The 16726-nt window shown below is 57.3% G+C and carries 12 protein-coding genes; 1 reads left to right on the forward strand and 11 read right to left on the reverse strand.

Annotation, left to right across the window (positions count from 1 at the left end; genetic code table 11):
• Positions 1-132: 132 nt before the first annotated feature.
• From mukB to cmoM, 4 genes are read right to left on the reverse strand one after another with little or no spacing between them, the layout of a single operon-like run.
• A complete protein-coding gene (gene mukB / locus ACO6VX_RS07895) occupies positions 133-4620 on the reverse strand; it encodes a chromosome partition protein MukB (RefSeq protein ID WP_033766838.1) in 4488 nt (1495 codons plus the stop codon).
• The gene (mukE, locus tag ACO6VX_RS07900) at positions 4617-5342 is read right to left on the reverse strand and encodes a chromosome partition protein MukE (protein ID WP_010669765.1); all 726 of its coding nucleotides are present in this window, start codon (positions 5340-5342) and stop codon (positions 4617-4619) included. Before mukE ends, mukB begins: the two co-directional genes overlap by 4 nt.
• Entirely contained in the window at positions 5323-6645 is a 1323-nt protein-coding gene (mukF, locus tag ACO6VX_RS07905; RefSeq protein ID WP_010254963.1) for a chromosome partition protein MukF, read from the reverse strand. The genes mukE and mukF overlap by 20 nt, the downstream gene beginning before the upstream one ends.
• The gene (cmoM, locus tag ACO6VX_RS07910) at positions 6642-7427 is read right to left on the reverse strand and encodes a tRNA uridine 5-oxyacetic acid(34) methyltransferase CmoM (RefSeq protein ID WP_010669764.1); all 786 of its coding nucleotides are present in this window, start codon (positions 7425-7427) and stop codon (positions 6642-6644) included. Before cmoM ends, mukF begins: the two co-directional genes overlap by 4 nt.
• Before the next feature lie 125 nt (positions 7428-7552).
• Between cmoM and elyC the strand changes: the two genes are divergently transcribed.
• Entirely contained in the window at positions 7553-8338 is a 786-nt protein-coding gene (gene elyC / locus ACO6VX_RS07915; protein ID WP_422458050.1) for an envelope biogenesis factor ElyC, read from the forward strand.
• On the opposite strand, the gene ACO6VX_RS07920 is transcribed toward elyC, so the two are convergent.
• From ACO6VX_RS07920 to ACO6VX_RS07950, 7 genes are all read right to left on the reverse strand, one after another.
• Positions 8318-9211, reverse strand: a complete 894-nt coding sequence (locus tag ACO6VX_RS07920; RefSeq protein ID WP_422458051.1) for a fructosamine kinase family protein — start codon at positions 9209-9211, stop codon at positions 8318-8320. The two genes, elyC and ACO6VX_RS07920, sit on opposite strands and share 21 nt — an antisense overlap.
• 111 nt (positions 9212-9322) lie before the next feature.
• Positions 9323-10072 (reverse strand): 3-deoxy-manno-octulosonate cytidylyltransferase, encoded by a 750-nt coding sequence (kdsB, locus tag ACO6VX_RS07925; RefSeq protein ID WP_010254955.1) that lies wholly within the window; start codon positions 10070-10072, stop codon positions 9323-9325.
• Positions 10069-10251, reverse strand: coding sequence for a Trm112 family protein (locus ACO6VX_RS07930; RefSeq protein WP_003849374.1), 183 nt, complete (start codon positions 10249-10251; stop codon positions 10069-10071). Before ACO6VX_RS07930 ends, kdsB begins: the two co-directional genes overlap by 4 nt.
• A 105-nt stretch (positions 10252-10356) precedes the next feature.
• Complete coding sequence (locus tag ACO6VX_RS07935; protein WP_061901618.1) at positions 10357-11571, reverse strand: winged helix-turn-helix domain-containing protein; 1215 nt, start codon at positions 11569-11571, stop codon at positions 10357-10359.
• A 39-nt stretch (positions 11572-11610) separates the two neighbouring features.
• Entirely contained in the window at positions 11611-12597 is a 987-nt protein-coding gene (lpxK, locus tag ACO6VX_RS07940) for a tetraacyldisaccharide 4'-kinase (protein WP_422458052.1), read from the reverse strand.
• Positions 12594-14342 carry a lipid A ABC transporter ATP-binding protein/permease MsbA gene (gene msbA / locus ACO6VX_RS07945; RefSeq protein ID WP_010669759.1) on the reverse strand — a complete coding sequence of 583 codons (1749 nt, stop codon included), beginning with the start codon at positions 14340-14342 and terminating at the stop codon, positions 12594-12596. Before msbA ends, lpxK begins: the two co-directional genes overlap by 4 nt.
• Before the next feature lie 34 nt (positions 14343-14376).
• The gene (locus tag ACO6VX_RS07950; RefSeq protein WP_422458053.1) at positions 14377-16632 is read right to left on the reverse strand and encodes a DNA internalization-related competence protein ComEC/Rec2; all 2256 of its coding nucleotides are present in this window, start codon (positions 16630-16632) and stop codon (positions 14377-14379) included.
• Positions 16633-16726 lie beyond the last annotated feature (94 nt).

The following is a 16726-nucleotide window of genomic DNA, read 5'->3' on the forward strand; positions in this document are numbered from 1 at the left end:
TTTCAACTTCGCAGTGTTCCCTGTATCCACTGCGACCGCGCCGTGACTCATCATGTGAGTATACAAACAAAAACGGCATTTGCCTCATGCGACAAATGCCGTAACCAGATTAACGAATGGTTCAGTTTTTGACTACGTTTCCGCCTGCGAATTTTCAGCGGTTAAATCGGGCAGCGCATCTGCGTCGCTTCCCGCCCGCACCGGCGAAGGATCGGCAGCAAAACCACGCAGACCGACCACATGCACATGCTCGGTGTTATTAAACACCTTACGCACCAGTTTGTAGGTCGTGCCTTTTTCCGGACTGATATTCTCCGGTGCTGCAATCACCAGCTGCATCTCCAGTCGCTCACAGAGTTCAAACAGCGTGGCGATGGAACGGGCATCCAGACGGGCCGCTTCATCAAGAAACAGAAGTCGGCATGGCGAAATATCTTTGCCGCGCAGACGACGGGACTCTTCTTCCCAGCTCTGCACTACCATCACCAGAATGGACATCCCGGTACCGATCGCTTCACCGGTTGAGAGCGCCCCGCTCTCTGCGCGCAGCCAGCCATCGGAACCACGGTTAACTTCCACTTCCATCTCCAGATAGTTGCGGTAGTCCAGCAGCTCCTCACCGATGGTCTGCGGCGTACGCTGCCCCATGTCGATATGCGGATTAAGACGCTGGTAGAGCTTCGCCAGCGCCTCCGAGAAGGTCAGGCGATTGCTGTTAAAGAGATCCTGATGCTGCTCGTGCTCTTCCGACAGCGTATCCAGCAGCATGGCGTGGGTTTCACGCACGTTCACGTTGAGCCGCACGCTGCGTACCTGACCAAAGCTGACGGTCTGCAGGCCCTGGTTGAGCTGGCGGATACGGTTCTGTTCACGCTGGATCGTTTTACGGATGATGTTGGCCGCACTGCGCGAACTGATTGCCAGCATCTGCTCACGTGCCGTCAGCTCTTCCGTCAGACGGTTCAGCTCGATTTCCATCTGCTCAATTGCTTCGACCGGATCGTCAGTCCGAATAATATCCTGACGAATACGCTCGCGCAGATGCTGATAAACCGCAATAAAGAACTGAATTTTACGTTCCGGACGTTTTGGATCTTCCGACAGTCGCAGCACGTCGCGCAGATGTTCGTTGTCCGCCACCGCCAGACGCAGCGCACCCAGCGCTTTATCCGACATAGAGCGCAGCTCATCGCCGCTCAGGTAGGCCAGTTCACGGCGATGCAGACGACGCTCAACGCCATTCTCTTTCACCAGACGCAGTACAGTACACCAGCCCGCTTTGGCGCTGACCACCTGCTCGCGCACCTGATGATACTGACGCTCCAGCTGACGCAGTCGCTTCTGCAGGTTATCCATCTCCGCTTCGCAGAAGGTAAGCTGTTTCTCCAGCTGATTGCGGCGGGCGCGGTTGTGACTCAGTGCCGTGTAGAGCTCGTCACGGCGAACACGCGCGCGTTCTTCCGCGCTGCTGTCAGCCTGGACGCCAATGTCCTGCATCTCCTGCTGCAGCTCTTTCAGCATGTCGCGCTTGGCGTCATAGGCGCTTTTCAGCGAGGCCAGCACCTGGGAGTATTGCGTCAGCTGCGCCTGATGTTCACGCAGGCGATCACGACTGCGGCTGCGTTCGCCCTCAGCCTGCTCCAGACGCTGACGCAGCTTATCGCTGAGATCGTTGTTGCCGTTGAGCATGCTGGCCGAGTCGTCGTAGCTGAAGTGGGCGCGACGCTGCACCACTTCTGTCAGGGCAAAGGCCTGCTGACGGGCGTTGCGCTGCTGCTGCTGCGCCTGCTGATAATCCGCCTGTAACTGCTCATGCTGTTCCGGATCGCTCTGCAACACGGCGATGATCGGTTCCAGTTTCGCCAGCTTAGCGCCATGCTGATGCAGGAAGCGCGCCGCTTCCTGTGCGGCATCGACCTGCTCGCGGATCTCTTCACAGCGATCGCCCAGCGTGTCGTCAAGCAGCAGATTGACGCGTGGCAGCAGCCGGTTTAACTGTGACACGCCCTCTTTGGCCAGCTCATACTGCTGACGCTGCTGCTGATTGTTGCTCTCATGCTGATTCAGCGCCCGCTCCAGCTCACCCCGGCGCGCGCCGAGCTGACGGATCTGCGCTTCCGGATCGGCGTCAAAGGCGACGGCCAGATGACTGCCGATAAAGCGGCTGAATGACTGATGCAGACGCTGCGTTTTCTGCACGTCGAACGACAGCGTGGCGTAGCGTTCGGCCAGCTTATCGCGCTCAAGGTGCAGCAGCTCCAGCTGATTCTCACGCGCCGCGCGGCCAAACAGCGGTATTTTCGGGAAGCGGGAGTAGCGCCACTGACGCTCCGCCACCTTCACCACCACTGCATTCTGCAGTTCATCGACGCTGAAGACGCTGTCATCGAACGACTGCGGATCACCCTCGATCAGGTAGAGATCTTCCGGACACTCTTCCAGACCATCCAGCAACTCACGAACGCGCGAGAGATCCGGCACCACAATCGCATGACGCGACGGACCGTAGAGCGCCGAGAAGTACGGCGCATCATCCAGCGTCACATCATCGTAAATCTCTGACAGCAATACGCCGCCAAAACGTTCGGCAAGCTGGGTCAGGCGCGCATCTTCCGCACCGCCTGGCTGGCTAAGACGTTCAATCTGCCGCTCGATATCACGTTTTTGAGCGGCCACTTCGTCGCGCTCGACGGTGGTTTCACGCTCACGCTCCAGCAGCTGCTGCATATATTCGGTCACGTCCTGGCTGCTGTTCAGCGCCTGGCCGGTCTGCTCGCTAAGCTGAGTCAGGATCTCCTGCGCCGCCAGCCAGTGTGGCGCACGGGCGGTCAGGCTGGTGATGCGTTCGCGCAGCTGCTCCAGCTCCTGGCGCATCATCATGCGCTGCTCACCGGCGTCGGAGACGCTGCTATTCAGCTGTTCAATCTGTGCTTCAAGCTCCTGCTGCAGGCCTGCCAGCGCATCCGCTTCATAATGCTGCCCCTGACGCTTGCAGAATTCCGCCAGCAGACGCTCCGCCTCATGCTGTTCGCGCAGACGCTGTTCCAGCTCATTGAGACGCAGACGCAGCGAAGAGAGCTGTTCGGCGTGATGACGCTGGTTGCTGGCATCACGCAGCAGTTCGCGGCCGGTTTGCCAGGCGTCCTGACGGGTCACGTCACCGGCAATGCTGGTCACCAGCGCCAGCGCCTGTTCAAACTGACTGTGCGCCGCTTCCGCCACGCTCAGCTTCTGCTCCAGGCGCAGCAACCGTTCTGTCGCCTCTTCCTCTTTGGCCTGGAAGCTTTCCTGCCATTCAGCCGCATTTTCAATGCTCAGATCGGGTAACTGGCAGAGCGTGCGGGCGCGTTCCAGCGCCTGCAATGCCTGCTGATACTGGATGGCGCGGGTTTGCTGCACGTCGAGCGCCTGCTGGAAATCGGCCAGCTGGCTTTTCAGCTCATCCACTTCCAGCTCAGCCGCTTCGGCCCGCGCTTCATTCTCTTCCTGAATTTCACGCGCTTCAGCGACCACTTCGGTCTGCTCTTCCAGCCGCAGCGTCAGATCTTCGATATCCGCATCGTAGCGCTCAATCTTCTCCTGCTGACGCATCGCCGTCTGTACCAGGTTCAGGTGATCGCTGGCGGCCTGATAATCGACTTCAAGATCGTTTTCTGCACCACTGTGCTCGGCCAGTTCGCGCGCCATCTCAACATGACGATACTGCTCGGTAGCGAGCTGCTTGCGGCTGCTGAAAAGCTCGTTGCGCAGCTGTAACGCGCTGTCGAGGTGTCCCCGACGCTCGTTGGCGTGGCGCATATAGTCAGCCGAAACGTAGCTGGTCGCCTCGGAGATCAGATGCTTGAAGAGATCGCGGTCAGACTGGGTAACGCGGATCGCCTCCAGCGTCATGCGGTTCTCGCGCAGCGCGGCTTCCATATCCTGGAACGCTTTGCGCACGCCACTGTTTTCAGGCAGCAGGTAATCACGCAGAGAGCGGGTGATGGCGCTGGAGATACCGCCATACAGCGAGGCTTCAATCAGACGATAAAACTTGCTGCGATCGCTGGCAGAGCGCAGACGACGCGGCACCACACCAAGATCAAACAGCATGGCGTGATAATCGGTGACTGAGTTATAGGCGCGGAACTGCACGCCTTCCTGCGCCTCAACCCGCTCTTTGACTTCGTTCAGCGGTAATACGCGAGCCTGACGACTGTTGAGCACTTCCGTCAGCATATCGGTTGGGTTGGTGTCGGTGGGCAGGCCATGGATACTGAATGGCTTAATATCGACCTTTTTATCGCGTCCGGCGACCTGTTGCAGACGGACACCGACCACGACACGCTGATGGCGTGAGTTCACCACATCCAGCATGGAGTAGCAGACGCCAGCCCGCAGTTTACCGTGCAGACCCTTGTCACGGGATCCTGATGTCGCGCCCGCTTCGGTGGTATTACGGAAGTGCAGCAGCGTTAAATCGGGGATCAGCGCGGTGACAAATGCCGCCATCGTGGTGGACTTACCCGCACCGTTACCGCCTGATAGCGTGGTCACTAATTCATCGAGATCAAAGGTACGGGCAAAAAAGCCGTTCCAGTTGATCAGCGTAAGCGAACGAAACTTTCCGCGCTCAATCATGCCTGTTCTTCCTCTGCGTTCTCACTCGCGTCGCCTTCCTGTCCTTCACCGTCATCGGTGTCGACTGGTGCTGTCGCGTTTTCCAGTAGCATGGCTTCGCCATCACGAATCAGACGAAGCTGCGCTTCACGGGCGTCATCACCGCCGCGCACGTCGGCACCAAAGCGGAACACCGATTCCGTGATGCGGAACTTGCTGCTGTCGTTGCCGAAAAACCACACCATGCCAAGGCGACGCAGGCGGCTCAGAGAGGCGCGCACTTTCTCCTGCAGTTTGGTGCGATCCAGATCCGAACCGGTTGAACGCTGGTTGACCAGCTTCAGCAGGCGGTTCTCATCGGCCAGAGAGAGCAGTTCGTCGTACAGCTCCTGCTGGGTGAAGATACCTTCATTGGCCAGTCGTTCCGGGCTGAGATAGAGATAGCAGAGAATCTTCCCGACCATCATGTCCAGCTCAGAGAGCACGGAACGCGGAATCAGCGTGGTTGAACGCGGACGCAGATAGAAAAAGCCTTCCGGCGCACGGATTAACTCAACGTTATAGCGGCTGTAAAACTCTTCGAGAAACGACTGGTAGTCCATCAGAAAAGCGTGATTATCCAGCTCTTCGATACCGATATGGCGTCCGGCGCGTAACTGGCTGTCCAGCGCGGGAAAAATCGGGTTGGCCAGTGCCTGTGCCAGCTTAACCGGCATCACTTGTTCAATATTTGTCGATGACATGTGCCTGCACCTTGGCTCCGTAATCATTGATGGCTTGCCATTCCACAGGCAAACCGGCTAAATCAGCTTCCGCTACGCCAAGGCGCACCGCCTGATCCACCACAATACGCGCCAGATCGAAATGGCGGGCTCGGGGATACTGGGCCAGGTAGTCGCGCATCACTGACGCGAGGTTGAGCGGTTTTTGTTGCGATTTGTAGACCTGCAGCGCTTCTTCAATCATCGCTGCCAGCTGTTCGCGGATTTCGTTGATCTCCTCGTACTCCATCTCCGGCGGCAGTTCGCCCATCACTTCGTCGTTACGCAGCGTCAGCGCCTCATCACGCATGTCATACAGGCGGTCGGCGTTGGCATAGGTCAGCGCCCAGGGCGCGTCGAAGTAATTCTGCACCGATACCCGCAGGCGCTGCGCAAAGACGCGGTTTTTATCCATGTCGATGGCGGTACGAATAAATTTATGGACGTGGCGGTCATAGCCGATCCAGAGGTCAATCGCCTGCTGGCCCCAGCTGGTAATACGGTCGAGTTTGCTTTGCAGATCAAACACCAGCTTATCGACGAAGCCCAGATCGGGACTGTCCAGCGTGGCATCCTGAATGCGCAGCAGATTTTCCTGAAGTTTGTCGCCCGCGGCTTCCAGCGTATCCTGCAGTTCACGCAGCGTTCCTGAGGTTTCAGAAAGCAGCATTTCACAGCTGGAGATGGCCGCGCGCCAGTCTTTATTCAGCAGTTCGGCGATATCATTTTTAACCGCCTGCTGCTGTTCATCCATCAGACGCTGGGTCATATCGATGCTGTCGAAGATCTCCGCCACGGAATATTTCAGCGGTGCGAAAACATTGCGGTGCCAGTGAAACTCATCGCCGTTTTCCTGCGCAGCATCGGCTGCCCGCTTAAGCTCATTGGCCACAATCGACAGCTGCATCGACAGGCGCAGAGTCGAGAACTCACGCTGGCGGATGTAATAGTCGGTGATGCCGATCGCCAGCGGCGTCAGGCGATAGATGGCATTGCCTTCCGTGATTTCGCTGGTAAAACGGTTGAGCAGGCGCTGTCGCACCATGTCGTTGATGGCGTTGTTGGCACGAACCAACACGGTTTCATGGGTTTGTTCGAAAGCTTTACTGACGTGACGGAAAGCATCAATCAGATCGCCTTCGCTCATTTCGCCATCCATCCGCTCACCGTTGAGGGTGGCGATAGCCAGCAAAAAGGCCAGACGTTCCACTGGCAGCGCAAGGGAAAAGTCATTTTTGCGCGCCCAGGAGACCAGTTCAGGTACCGTCTGGGAAAATTCACTCATAATTCGTCCTTCTGCCCGGGTTTACGCGCGGTCACGTGGATGTAGCGCCCTAAGCTCAAAAAGGGTTCCTGACGGCAGTAACGCCGCTCCATCTCAATAATTTCGTCGTCGCTTTTTGGCTCGCCCTTCGGCGGCTTCATGTAGTCACTGAACACCCGGATCCCGGCACGCTGCTCAATCACAAAGCCACACGCCTCCAGCCAGCGATAGACCTGCTCGGGGTCGCGCGGATAGTCAGGCGACAGCGTTCGCTTTTTGCGTTTGGTCAGGTTGGTGCGCAGATAGCCGAAGTTACCCAGCGTTAAGGTGCGCAATGTCAGGCCGTGCAGATTGTAAAACATCAGCGACATGACGCCCCCCGGACGCAGCAGATCGAACAGCGCTTTCAGCACCTTCTCCGGTTCAGCGACCCACTCAAGCACAGCGTGGAACAATACCAGATCCACCGGCTTATCCAAATGTTCGCCCACCTGCTGAGCGCTAATTTGTCTGAATTGCATGTTGTGGCTCACACCCTGTGCCGCCGCATTTTCCGCGGCCCGGCGCAGCATCTCGCTGGAAAGGTCGCACAGCAGAACCTGATGGCCCTGCGCAGCAAGCCCGCTGGAGACCTGGCCGACACCGCCGCCAGCATCCAGCACCGACAGCGGGTGCGGTGACAGACCGGGCAGTATCTTCTCCAGCTCATCCCAGAGGATGGCCTGGCGTATCTTCCCTTTAGTGGTGCCGTAAATATTTTGCGAAAATTTATCCGCGAGATCGTCAAAGTTACGATCCTGCATGGCATGCGCTCCGGTATGCTGCGGTGAGACTTGTGCTATTTTGTCACAGGCACCAGAAGAATGAACCTTTCATCCCCATCTTCCCTTCCGGGTGCTCTATTTTCGGACAACAGGACTCTTTTTTGATGTTATTTACCCTTAAAAAAGTTATCGGCGGGCTGCTTTTACCCTTGCCGTTTCTGCTTTTGCTGATGGCGGTTGGCATTTTACTGCTTTGGTTTACTGGCTGGCAGAAAAGCGGCAAAACCGTGATCTCCGTCAGCTGGCTGTTACTGCTGCTGCTGAGCCTGCAACCGCTGGCCGATCGTCTGCTTTTGCCGCTGGATAGCCGCTATCCGACCTGGAACGGATCAGAGAAGGTGGACTTCATTGTGGTGCTGGGCGGAGGCTATACCTTTAACCCGGCATGGGCGCCCAGCTCGAACCTGCTGAATAACAGTCTGCCGCGCGTGGCAGAAGGCGTTCGTCAGTGGCAGCGGAATCCGCAGTCGACGCTGATTTTTACCGGCGCAGCGGGCGGCACCAATCCAAAGAGTAGCGCCTGGGTAGCGGCACAGGTGGCGGAAAGTCTGGGCATTCCCCGCGAACATATTCAGATTCTCGACCAGCCCCGCGACACCGCGGATGAAGCGCAGGCGGTTAAAACCGTGGTGGGCGATCGCCCGTTTCTGCTGGTCACATCCGCGAATCATATGCCGCGGGCAATACGCTTTTTCCACGCGATTGGGTTGAAGCCAATGGCCGCTCCCGCTAATCAGCTGGCGATTACGTCACCGCTGAATGGATGGGAACGGGCGATACCCTCATCGATCTGGCTGAGTCACAGCGAACGTGCGGTCTACGAAACGCTTGGCACACTATTGCAACGGCTGAAAGGCGAGGAATCGGACTCAGCCGAGCCAGGGAAGTAATTGCGCGCGTGCATGGTCAAAACGCGGACGATTAAACGTGCCGGTCTGTACCAGATGATCAATGCAGTCCCACAGTTGATAAACCCACCGACGCCAGACAAAACCCTCTGAAACCGGCGCCCGTTGCAGGTAGCTGTGCAGCAGCGCCGTTTCTGCAGGCGAGGTATCCAGATGGATAAGATCGTATTCACGGGGTGCCCAGAGGATGGTGCCCGGCTGTGTCATCGCGATTAACTGGTCACTGCGGCTATCTTTCAGCATGCTCTGCAGCTGAATGTTGCCGTGAACCATCACACAGGGATCGTCGAAGCCGCGAAACAGATGCGCCAGTCGTGCCCGGCAGCGAAACAGAATCTGACGATCTTCCAGCGTAAAGGCTGGAGGACGCAGATAGCTCAGGGTCGCCCATAGCACCTCAACCCGTTGTGCATACCAGGCGGGCCAGCTGTTCTGCTGCGTGCTGTCCACCGTACCGACCAGGCCATGGCTGTCGAGCCGGTGCCAGGCCAGCACTCCCTCGACCACCTGTTCGCAAAACTGTTGCCAGCGCTGAGCATCCCGCGCAGGCGCTTCCGCCGTTACGCCATTCAGTCGCGCCAGCAGGAGCATTTCATGCACCGGCGGCTGCTGGCTCATCACCAGACCATAGACCGCTGGCACGGCGATCAGTCCGGCCTGGCCCAGCAGCGCCAGCTTTCTGGCTTCCATCGCCGCCCGGCCCTGATGACGAAAATATTTCGCCACCACCGGCATGGGGCGCCCGTCCCGATCGTATAACGCATAAAGCCGGGTGGGTGGATGTTCACTGATCATTTCGAGGCGGCTGATGGTTTCACCCAGCGCCAGCGTGAGTTCCGATTTAAGCTGTTCCATGCGGCATCCTCCTCAGATGAGTATCACAATATCCTGAAGGAAGTGTTGGAGATAAGTTTAGCGGCGGATCAAGAACGTTGCGCTGAAACGGGGAGACAGGCTCCCCGCTTGTCAGGCCTGCATGGCATCACGAACGCGTTGCAAATCGTCTGGCGTATCCACACCCACACTGGGAATGGTTTTCGCGACGGCGACATGAATTTTTTCGCCGTACCATAAAACACGCAGTTGCTCGAGCAGCTCAATCTGTTCCAGAGGACAAGGCGCCCAGGCGACATAGCGGCGAATAAAACCAGCACGGTAGGCGTAGATGCCAATGTGGCGCAGCAGCGTATCACCGATCTGCTCGCGCGATGCGGCGTACCGTTCACGATCCCAGGGGATGGTCGCCCGTGAAAAATAGAGCGCGTAGCCATTCACATCCATGACGACTTTCACCGCATTCGGATTAAAGGCTTCTTCCACATCGGTGATCGGCACCGCCAGCGTCGCCATCCCGGCCGCCGACCCCGCCAGATTGGTCGCCACCTGACGCACAATCTCGGCCGGAATCATCGGCTCATCGCCCTGCACATTTACGATGATTTCATCATCGGCAAACTGATATTTTTCGATCACTTCCGCCAGTCGCTCAGTGCCAGACTGGTGATCGGCGCGCGTCATGCAGACTTCGCCGCCTGCCGCTTCCACTGCCTGCGCCACGTCGGGATGATCGGTGGCAACAATGACCCGGCTGGCACCCGATTCACGGGCCCGCTCCATTACATGCACGACCATCGGTTTACCGTGGATATCGAGCAGCGGCTTGCCGGGTAAGCGGGTTGACGCATAACGCGCAGGAATGATAGCGGTGAAACTCATGGATGAATCTCTTCAACTGACAGCGTGCGGGCTTCTGTTTCCAGCAGCACCGGAATGCCGTCCCGGACCGGGAAGGCCAGGCCATCAGGTTTGCAGATCAGCTCCTGTTGAGCATTGTTGAAGTAGAGTTTGCCATTGCAAACCGGGCAGGCAACGATTTCGAGTAAACGATGATCCATATGTCCTCCATCAGGGACCGAATGCTTAAGGATTCAAGCATACCATAGCGCGGCGCGTGCGGGATGGGGTAAAACGCCATCCCGCAGCGGCTGCCGCAAAATTGATTAATCCAGCGTCCACAGGGCTGGCCACTGATCGTTAAGCGCATCGGGTGCCTGCAGGATAGCGACGCTTTCAGCACCCTGCCACGTCGCGAAGCGTTCGATAGCACGCCGGATATCCAGCAAAAATCGCGCCGTAACGCGGGTCTTCTCCTCCAGCCAGATGTTTTTAATCTCCAGCTGTTTTGCCTGACGCAGCATGCGGGCATCCAGCCGCCCTTTTATCTGGCCGCGATGGAGGATGGGCAAAACAAAATAGCCAAATTTGCGTTTTTCCTCCGGCGTATAGCACTCAATACGGTAGTCAAAATTGAACAGCTCACGCGCACGCTTGCGATCCCAGACCACCGGATCAAACGGCGACAGCAGCGCGCTGTGCGTCGCCTGCAGCGGTGTCTCCAGCAACGGCACGTAGTCACGATGCAGCCACATCTCACCCAGGCCCTCTGTATTGACGGCGACCAGATCGCCCGCAGCCTGGGCGTCAGCGATAAAGTCGTTCACGGGTGCCCGCTTCAGGCGGTAGTAATCCGCCAGCCAGGCCGCGCGGAAAACCCCTAAGCTGCGGGCGCTGTTCATCAGCATCTGACGGGTTGCCTCCGCTTCACTGATGCCATGTATCGCATCCTGCCAGTCAGGCATTACGCGGCTGCGCAGATCGTAGACGCGCTGAAAATTACGGCGTTCGGTGACCATAAGCTCACCGGCGCTGAAGAGATTCTCCAGATGACGTTTGTGCGGTTTCCATGCCCACCAGCCTGACTTCGGGTTATCGGCATGGGTAAAATCGGCGGCGCGTACCGGGCCGTTGTCTCTGATCTGCTGCAGTAATTCGGCAATGGCCTGCTGGTGCTCAGCGACCCATTGCGCATTGTATTTCCAGCCCAGACGTTCCGGCGACAGCATGCGATGACGAAGAAGTCGGTAATCGGCACGGGGAATAAAGCAGGCTTCGTGCGCCCAGTACTCAAAGAGTTCGCCCTGTGCCAGAGCCTGTTCCAGCCATGCCTGAGGATAGTTCCCCAGGCGACTGAACAGCACCAGATACGGACTGCGGGCCACCACATGAATGGTATCGATTTGCAACAGCGACATGCGGGAAATGCAGTCAATCAGATCCTGATAAACAGCACGTTTTGCCGGAGTTCGCAGCAGGCCCTGCGCGGCGAGATGAAGGTGGCGTGCTTGCTGTAACGAAAGTGAATGCGTACTGTTCATCCTCTTCCTTATCAGGCTTCACCTGAACGGGGGCGGGTATCAGGAAATATGGCGGCAGAGTTGTTCAATGTCATCCAGTAACGGCGTCACGGCATTACCAGTTAAATGGGCATCGACCGGCAAATACCACCAGTCAGGCTGGGCAAAGTGACGGCATTTCACCGCGTCTTTTTCGGTCATCAGCAGTTGCTGCCCCGCCTGGAGTAATCGGGTCAGTTCATCTTTGCTGTAGGCGTGATGATCGGCAAAGGCGATCTCTGCGACCGGCGTTATACCCTGCTGTTTCAGCGTGGTGAAAAAACGCGGGGGATGACCAATACCGGCCATGGCGACTACCGCACCCAGTTGCTCCGGCGGGCAGGTTTCACCGGTCAGCAGATTGGTAGCCAGCCCGGGCTGAAGTTGCATGGCAATCTCGTCGGGCTGTGCTTCGCCGCCGTTAATGATCACGGCATCAACCTGCTGCAGACGATCGGCACGTTCACGCATCGGACCGGCAGGCAACCACCAGCCATTACCAAAGCGACGGATCCCATCAACCACCACGATCTCGCGATCGCGCTGCAGGGCGTAATGTTGCAGGCCATCATCCGTGATGACCACATCCAGCGAACCCTGTTTCAGTAACGCCTCAATCGCCCGTCGCCGTTGAGGGGCGACCGCGACCGGCGCCCCGGTGCGCTGGGCGATCAATACCGGCTCATCCCCGGCCTGTTCGGTGGGGGTCTGCGCCGTGACCAGCAAGGGATAGTGGTCCGCCTTACCGCCATATCCTCGGGAGACCACGCCAGCGCGCAGGCCGCGCTGCTGTAACGCCTCGACCAGCCAGATGACCACCGGCGTCTTTCCATTCCCGCCAGCAGTCAGGTTACCCACCACCACGACCGGCAGGGGCGCACGCCAGCTTTTACGCCAGCCGCGCCTGTAACTGAAGCGTATCAGGGCCGTGATCGCACCATACAGCAGGCTGAATGGCCATAGCAGTAGCCATAGCGGTGAGCGACCACTCCAGATACGTTCAATCATTGGCCGAATTGCATCTTGTGCAGCTGTGCATAGGCACCGCGTTCTGCTAACAGCACCTGATGCGTACCGCGTTCAACAATCTGCCCATCTTCAATTACCACGATTTCATCCGCTTTTTCGATGGTAGAGAGTCGGTGCGCAATCACCAGCGAGGTACGGTTCTTCTGCAACTCATCCAGTGCAGACTGAATCGCGCGTTCAGACTCGGTATCCAGCGCCGAGGTGGCTTCATCGAGGATCAGGATCGGGCAATCACGTAACAGTGCACGGGCAATGGCAATACGCTGACGCTGACCGCCAGATAACAGCACGCCATTCTCGCCAATCATCGTATCCAGGCCCTTATCCATTTTATTAATAAAGTCCATGGCATGCGCCATGGTGGCCGCCTGCTCGATCTCTTCACGGCTGTATTGCTCACTGCGGGCATACGCGATGTTATTGGCAATCGTGTCGTTGAAGAGGTGCACATTCTGTGACACCAGCGCCACCTGATTGCGCAATGAGCGCAGGCTGTACTCACGCAGATCATGACCGTCCAGCAGGATTTCGCCCTGCTGGATATCATAAAAGCGGGTCAGCAGGCTCGCCATCGTAGACTTACCGGAACCGGAACGGCCCACCAGCGCCACCGTTTTTCCTGCTGGCAGCGACAGATTGATATTACGCAGTGCCGGAATTTCACGACCTGGGTAGGTAAAGGTCACATCACGGAATTCAATATCCCCTTTAGCACGGGTGATTTCGCGCGTACCGTTATCTACTTCCTGCTCACTATCCAGAATAGAGAACAGTGTCTGACAGGCCGCCATCCCACGCTGGAACTGGGCGTTGACGTTGGTCAGAGACTTAAGCGGGCGCATCAGGGCAATCATCGAGGAGAAGACCACGGTGATGGTACCGGCTGTCAGGGTATCCATGACGCTGGGGAAGCTGGCGGCATAGAGCACAAAAGCCAGTGCCAGCGACGCGATCAGCTGGATAATCGGATCGGAAATGGAGGAGGCTGAAACCAGTTTCATTCCCTGCTGACGCATCCGGTTACTGACGCGGGAAAAGCGCTCCGATTCAATGTCCTGTCCGCCAAAAATCAGCACTTCTTTGTGCCCTTTCAGCATCTGTTCGGCGCTGGTTGTCACCTGCCCCATAGTGTTCTGCATACTTTTGCTGATGGTGCGGAAGCGCTTAGAAACGGTGCGGATAGCAAAGGAGACGATAGGTGCCAGTACAATCAGGATCAGCGACAGCTGCCAGCTGTAGTAGAACATCATGATAAACAGGCCAATAATGGAAGCCCCTTCACGCACTACGGTGACCAGCGCGCCCGAAGAAGAGGAGGCGACCTGCTCAGAATCGTAAGTAATGCGTGACAACAGGGTGCCGGTTGACTGCTGGTCGAAAAACGAAACCGGCATGCCCATCATATGGCTGAACAGACGACGGCGGATGTTCATCACGACGTTGCCAGAGACCCAGGAGATGCAGTAGCTGGAGATATAACTGGTGACTCCGCGGACCAGCATCAGGCCAATAACCACTAACGGCAGCCATAGCATCACCGATCTGTCAGCTTTACCAAAACCATCATCCAGTAACGGTTTCAACAGTGAGAGCATTAAGGCGTCGCCCGCAGCATTAATAATCAGGGCGACTGAGGCCGCAATTAATCCCGCTTTATTAGGCGCGATCATCGGCCAGAGTCGGCGAAACGTCTGCCACGTAGAGAGATCTTTATCTTGATGCATTATTTATTCACGCTGTTGGAAATAGCCGGCCATTCTACCTGGATTCGCGTTTGACGCCAAACCACTGATGATACCAACGGGGCATTAATTGTTCCCGCAGGGTAGAAACCTGCGCTCTGCCCTGATTTATTCTGATACTGATTTGTCCTGACTGGCCCGTATCCAGCCAGTGAAAACCGGCCGTTCGATAGTTTTCCAGCACATTTTTCGCGGGCATACGCCATGCATTGTAGCGTGCCAGCGAGGCGATAGCGGTGTGGCCTGCGGCTTTACGCAGCAGCAATGAGGTCGACGACGTCCGGCTGCCGTGGTGCGGGACCTGCAGAATATCGACCTTCAGCCCCTGCTTCTCCAGCGCCACCAGCTGGCGTTCCGCTTTCGCTTCAATATCACCGGTTAACATCAGCCGGACCTGACCATCATCGACGATCACCACACAGGAGTCATTATTTCCGCCCGGCAGGGGTGCCGTCAGCGGCCAGATCACCCGAAAGTGGAGCTGCCGCCAGCGCCACTGCGTGCCCCGTACGCAGGGTAAGTGTGCCTCATCAGCCAGCGCACTTCTGACTTCAACCGCTGGCCAGCGTTGAGTAATTGCCGCCAGCCCGCCAGTATGATCCAGATGTTTATGACTCAGGATGACCTGTTTTAACCGTAACTGCCTGCGCTCCAGCCACGGAATGATCACCCGACTCCCCGCATTATCGTTCTGCCAGCGCGGGCCGGTATCATACATCACTGCCTCGTCGCCCTGGCTGATCACCAGACTCAGACCGTGCCCGATATCCAGCATATCGATTCGCCAGCCCTGCTCCTGTTCTGGCTGGCGACTCAGTATCATTGCCAGCGCTAACGCGCCGCTGCTTAGTGGCAGAGAGAAGAAGAGCTGCGCACGCCAGAGAATCAGACCGCCCCATACCATGACTGTAAACCAGGTTGTGCCACTCAGCGGCCACCAGCCTGGTGGCAGCAACGTCAGGCAATGAAACAGTGCACGTAATGAGAGATCGGCCGCTCCCCAGAAGAAGCCAGATAAATGCGCCACCGGTAGCAGCAGGGCAAGCGTCACAAGAGGCATGGTAATAAACGAGACGATCGGAATCGCGACAACATTTGCCACCAGCGCAGTCAGGCTGATGCCGTTGAAAATCGCCACCTGCAACGGCACCATTAAAATCATCATGCCCGCCTGTAAATGCAGCAGCTGTACCGGAATCCAACGCCGTTGCTGACGGAACGACGCGGGCAGCGGGAACCAGTGATACCAGACCAGCAGCATGCCGACAGCCAGTACCGAGAGCCAGAAGCTGTCAGAGAGCACGGTCAGCGGGTCGGTTACCAGCAGTAATGCAATACAGAACGTCCAGACCTGCCAGCTATTCAGCTGAACACCCGCAAACCGTGTTATCGCCCAGAGCGTCAGGGCAAGCAGCGAACGCTCTGCGGGAGGCTGTGCACCGGAGAGCCAGGTATAGATTGCAGCAAACAGCCAGCTCACGATGAGGGGGAAAAGATAGCTGATATAACGGGCTGGCAAGATAAATTGCACCCCACGCGCAATCATCCAGCCGGTGCTGGCGGCCAGGGCGATATGCATGCCCGATATCGCCATCAGATGCGCGGTACCGGTATCTCGCAGTAGCTGACGCGTCTGCTGGCTCATCTCATCCCGAATGCCAAAAGCCAGTGCCTCCAGCGTTGCACGTGCAGGCATTGCACGGGTCCTGTCACGATGCCATAAAATAAATTGCCAGCGGCTATCACAGCGATCGCTTACCGCAGTCTGCTTAAGGATTCGTCCCTGAAGCGGCGTATTATTAGCCAGTGCGAAACGCTGCGCATCAAAATCGCCCTCATTAAGGCGGGCATGTACCGGCCGCAGACGCAGTTTCATCGTCCAGCGTTGTCCTGGACAGTAGACCTCCGGATCAGCATCAAACCAGATCCAGGCAAAGCGAGGCGGAAAAATCATCCTGCCCTCCTCTTTCAGCAGACGAACCCGGATTTGCTTCCGCTCTTTCCGCAGTTCACTGATCTGAAGGGTGTAGGTGGCAGGACGCGCCGAGAACTTTTCGATATCCCGCACCATCAGACGGGCGTCGTTACAGGCCCATGCCAGAAACAGCAGAGTAATACCGGCCAGACGGACGGGTTGGTAAGGGCAATGCAGCAGAGCCAGTCCTGTGAGGAGGAAGCCCCACATCACCTCACCGGAAGGCAGCCGGGCCATCAGCATTAGCGGTAACGTTGCAACGATCGCCAGTCGCGCCAGAACGGTCCATGTCAGCATAATCGTATCCATTGAATCAGTTCGATTATTCTGGGCAAAGGAGATGAAAGTAACAGCGGATGATCAGGCAGGCTGGAGCGCTCTCACAAAGAGA

The sequence above is a fragment of the Pantoea sp. BJFS-204 genome, assembly GCF_049310725.1.
In the GTDB taxonomy this organism is placed as follows: domain Bacteria; phylum Pseudomonadota; class Gammaproteobacteria; order Enterobacterales; family Enterobacteriaceae; genus Pantoea; species Pantoea agglomerans.

What these genes read in the sequence shown, in the direction of transcription:
- ACO6VX_RS07930 (WP_003849374.1), bottom strand. Translation starts at nt 10,251, where the DNA reads ATGGATCATCGTTTACTCGAAATCGTTGCCTGCCCGGTTTGCAATGGC.
- mukE (WP_010669765.1), bottom strand. Translation starts at nt 5,342, where the DNA reads ATGTCATCGACAAATATTGAACAAGTGATGCCGGTTAAGCTGGCACAG.
- elyC (WP_422458050.1), top strand. Translation starts at nt 7,553, where the DNA reads ATGTTATTTACCCTTAAAAAAGTTATCGGCGGGCTGCTTTTACCCTTG.
- msbA (WP_010669759.1), bottom strand. Translation starts at nt 14,342, where the DNA reads ATGCATCAAGATAAAGATCTCTCTACGTGGCAGACGTTTCGCCGACTC.
- ACO6VX_RS07950 (WP_422458053.1), bottom strand. Translation starts at nt 16,632, where the DNA reads ATGCTGACATGGACCGTTCTGGCGCGACTGGCGATCGTTGCAACGTTA.
- lpxK (WP_422458052.1), bottom strand. Translation starts at nt 12,597, where the DNA reads ATGATTGAACGTATCTGGAGTGGTCGCTCACCGCTATGGCTACTGCTA.
- kdsB (WP_010254955.1), bottom strand. Translation starts at nt 10,072, where the DNA reads ATGAGTTTCACCGCTATCATTCCTGCGCGTTATGCGTCAACCCGCTTA.
- mukF (WP_010254963.1), bottom strand. Translation starts at nt 6,645, where the DNA reads ATGAGTGAATTTTCCCAGACGGTACCTGAACTGGTCTCCTGGGCGCGC.
- mukB (WP_033766838.1), bottom strand. Translation starts at nt 4,620, where the DNA reads ATGATTGAGCGCGGAAAGTTTCGTTCGCTTACGCTGATCAACTGGAAC.
- ACO6VX_RS07935 (WP_061901618.1), bottom strand. Translation starts at nt 11,571, where the DNA reads ATGAACAGTACGCATTCACTTTCGTTACAGCAAGCACGCCACCTTCAT.
- cmoM (WP_010669764.1), bottom strand. Translation starts at nt 7,427, where the DNA reads ATGCAGGATCGTAACTTTGACGATCTCGCGGATAAATTTTCGCAAAAT.
- ACO6VX_RS07920 (WP_422458051.1), bottom strand. Translation starts at nt 9,211, where the DNA reads ATGGAACAGCTTAAATCGGAACTCACGCTGGCGCTGGGTGAAACCATC.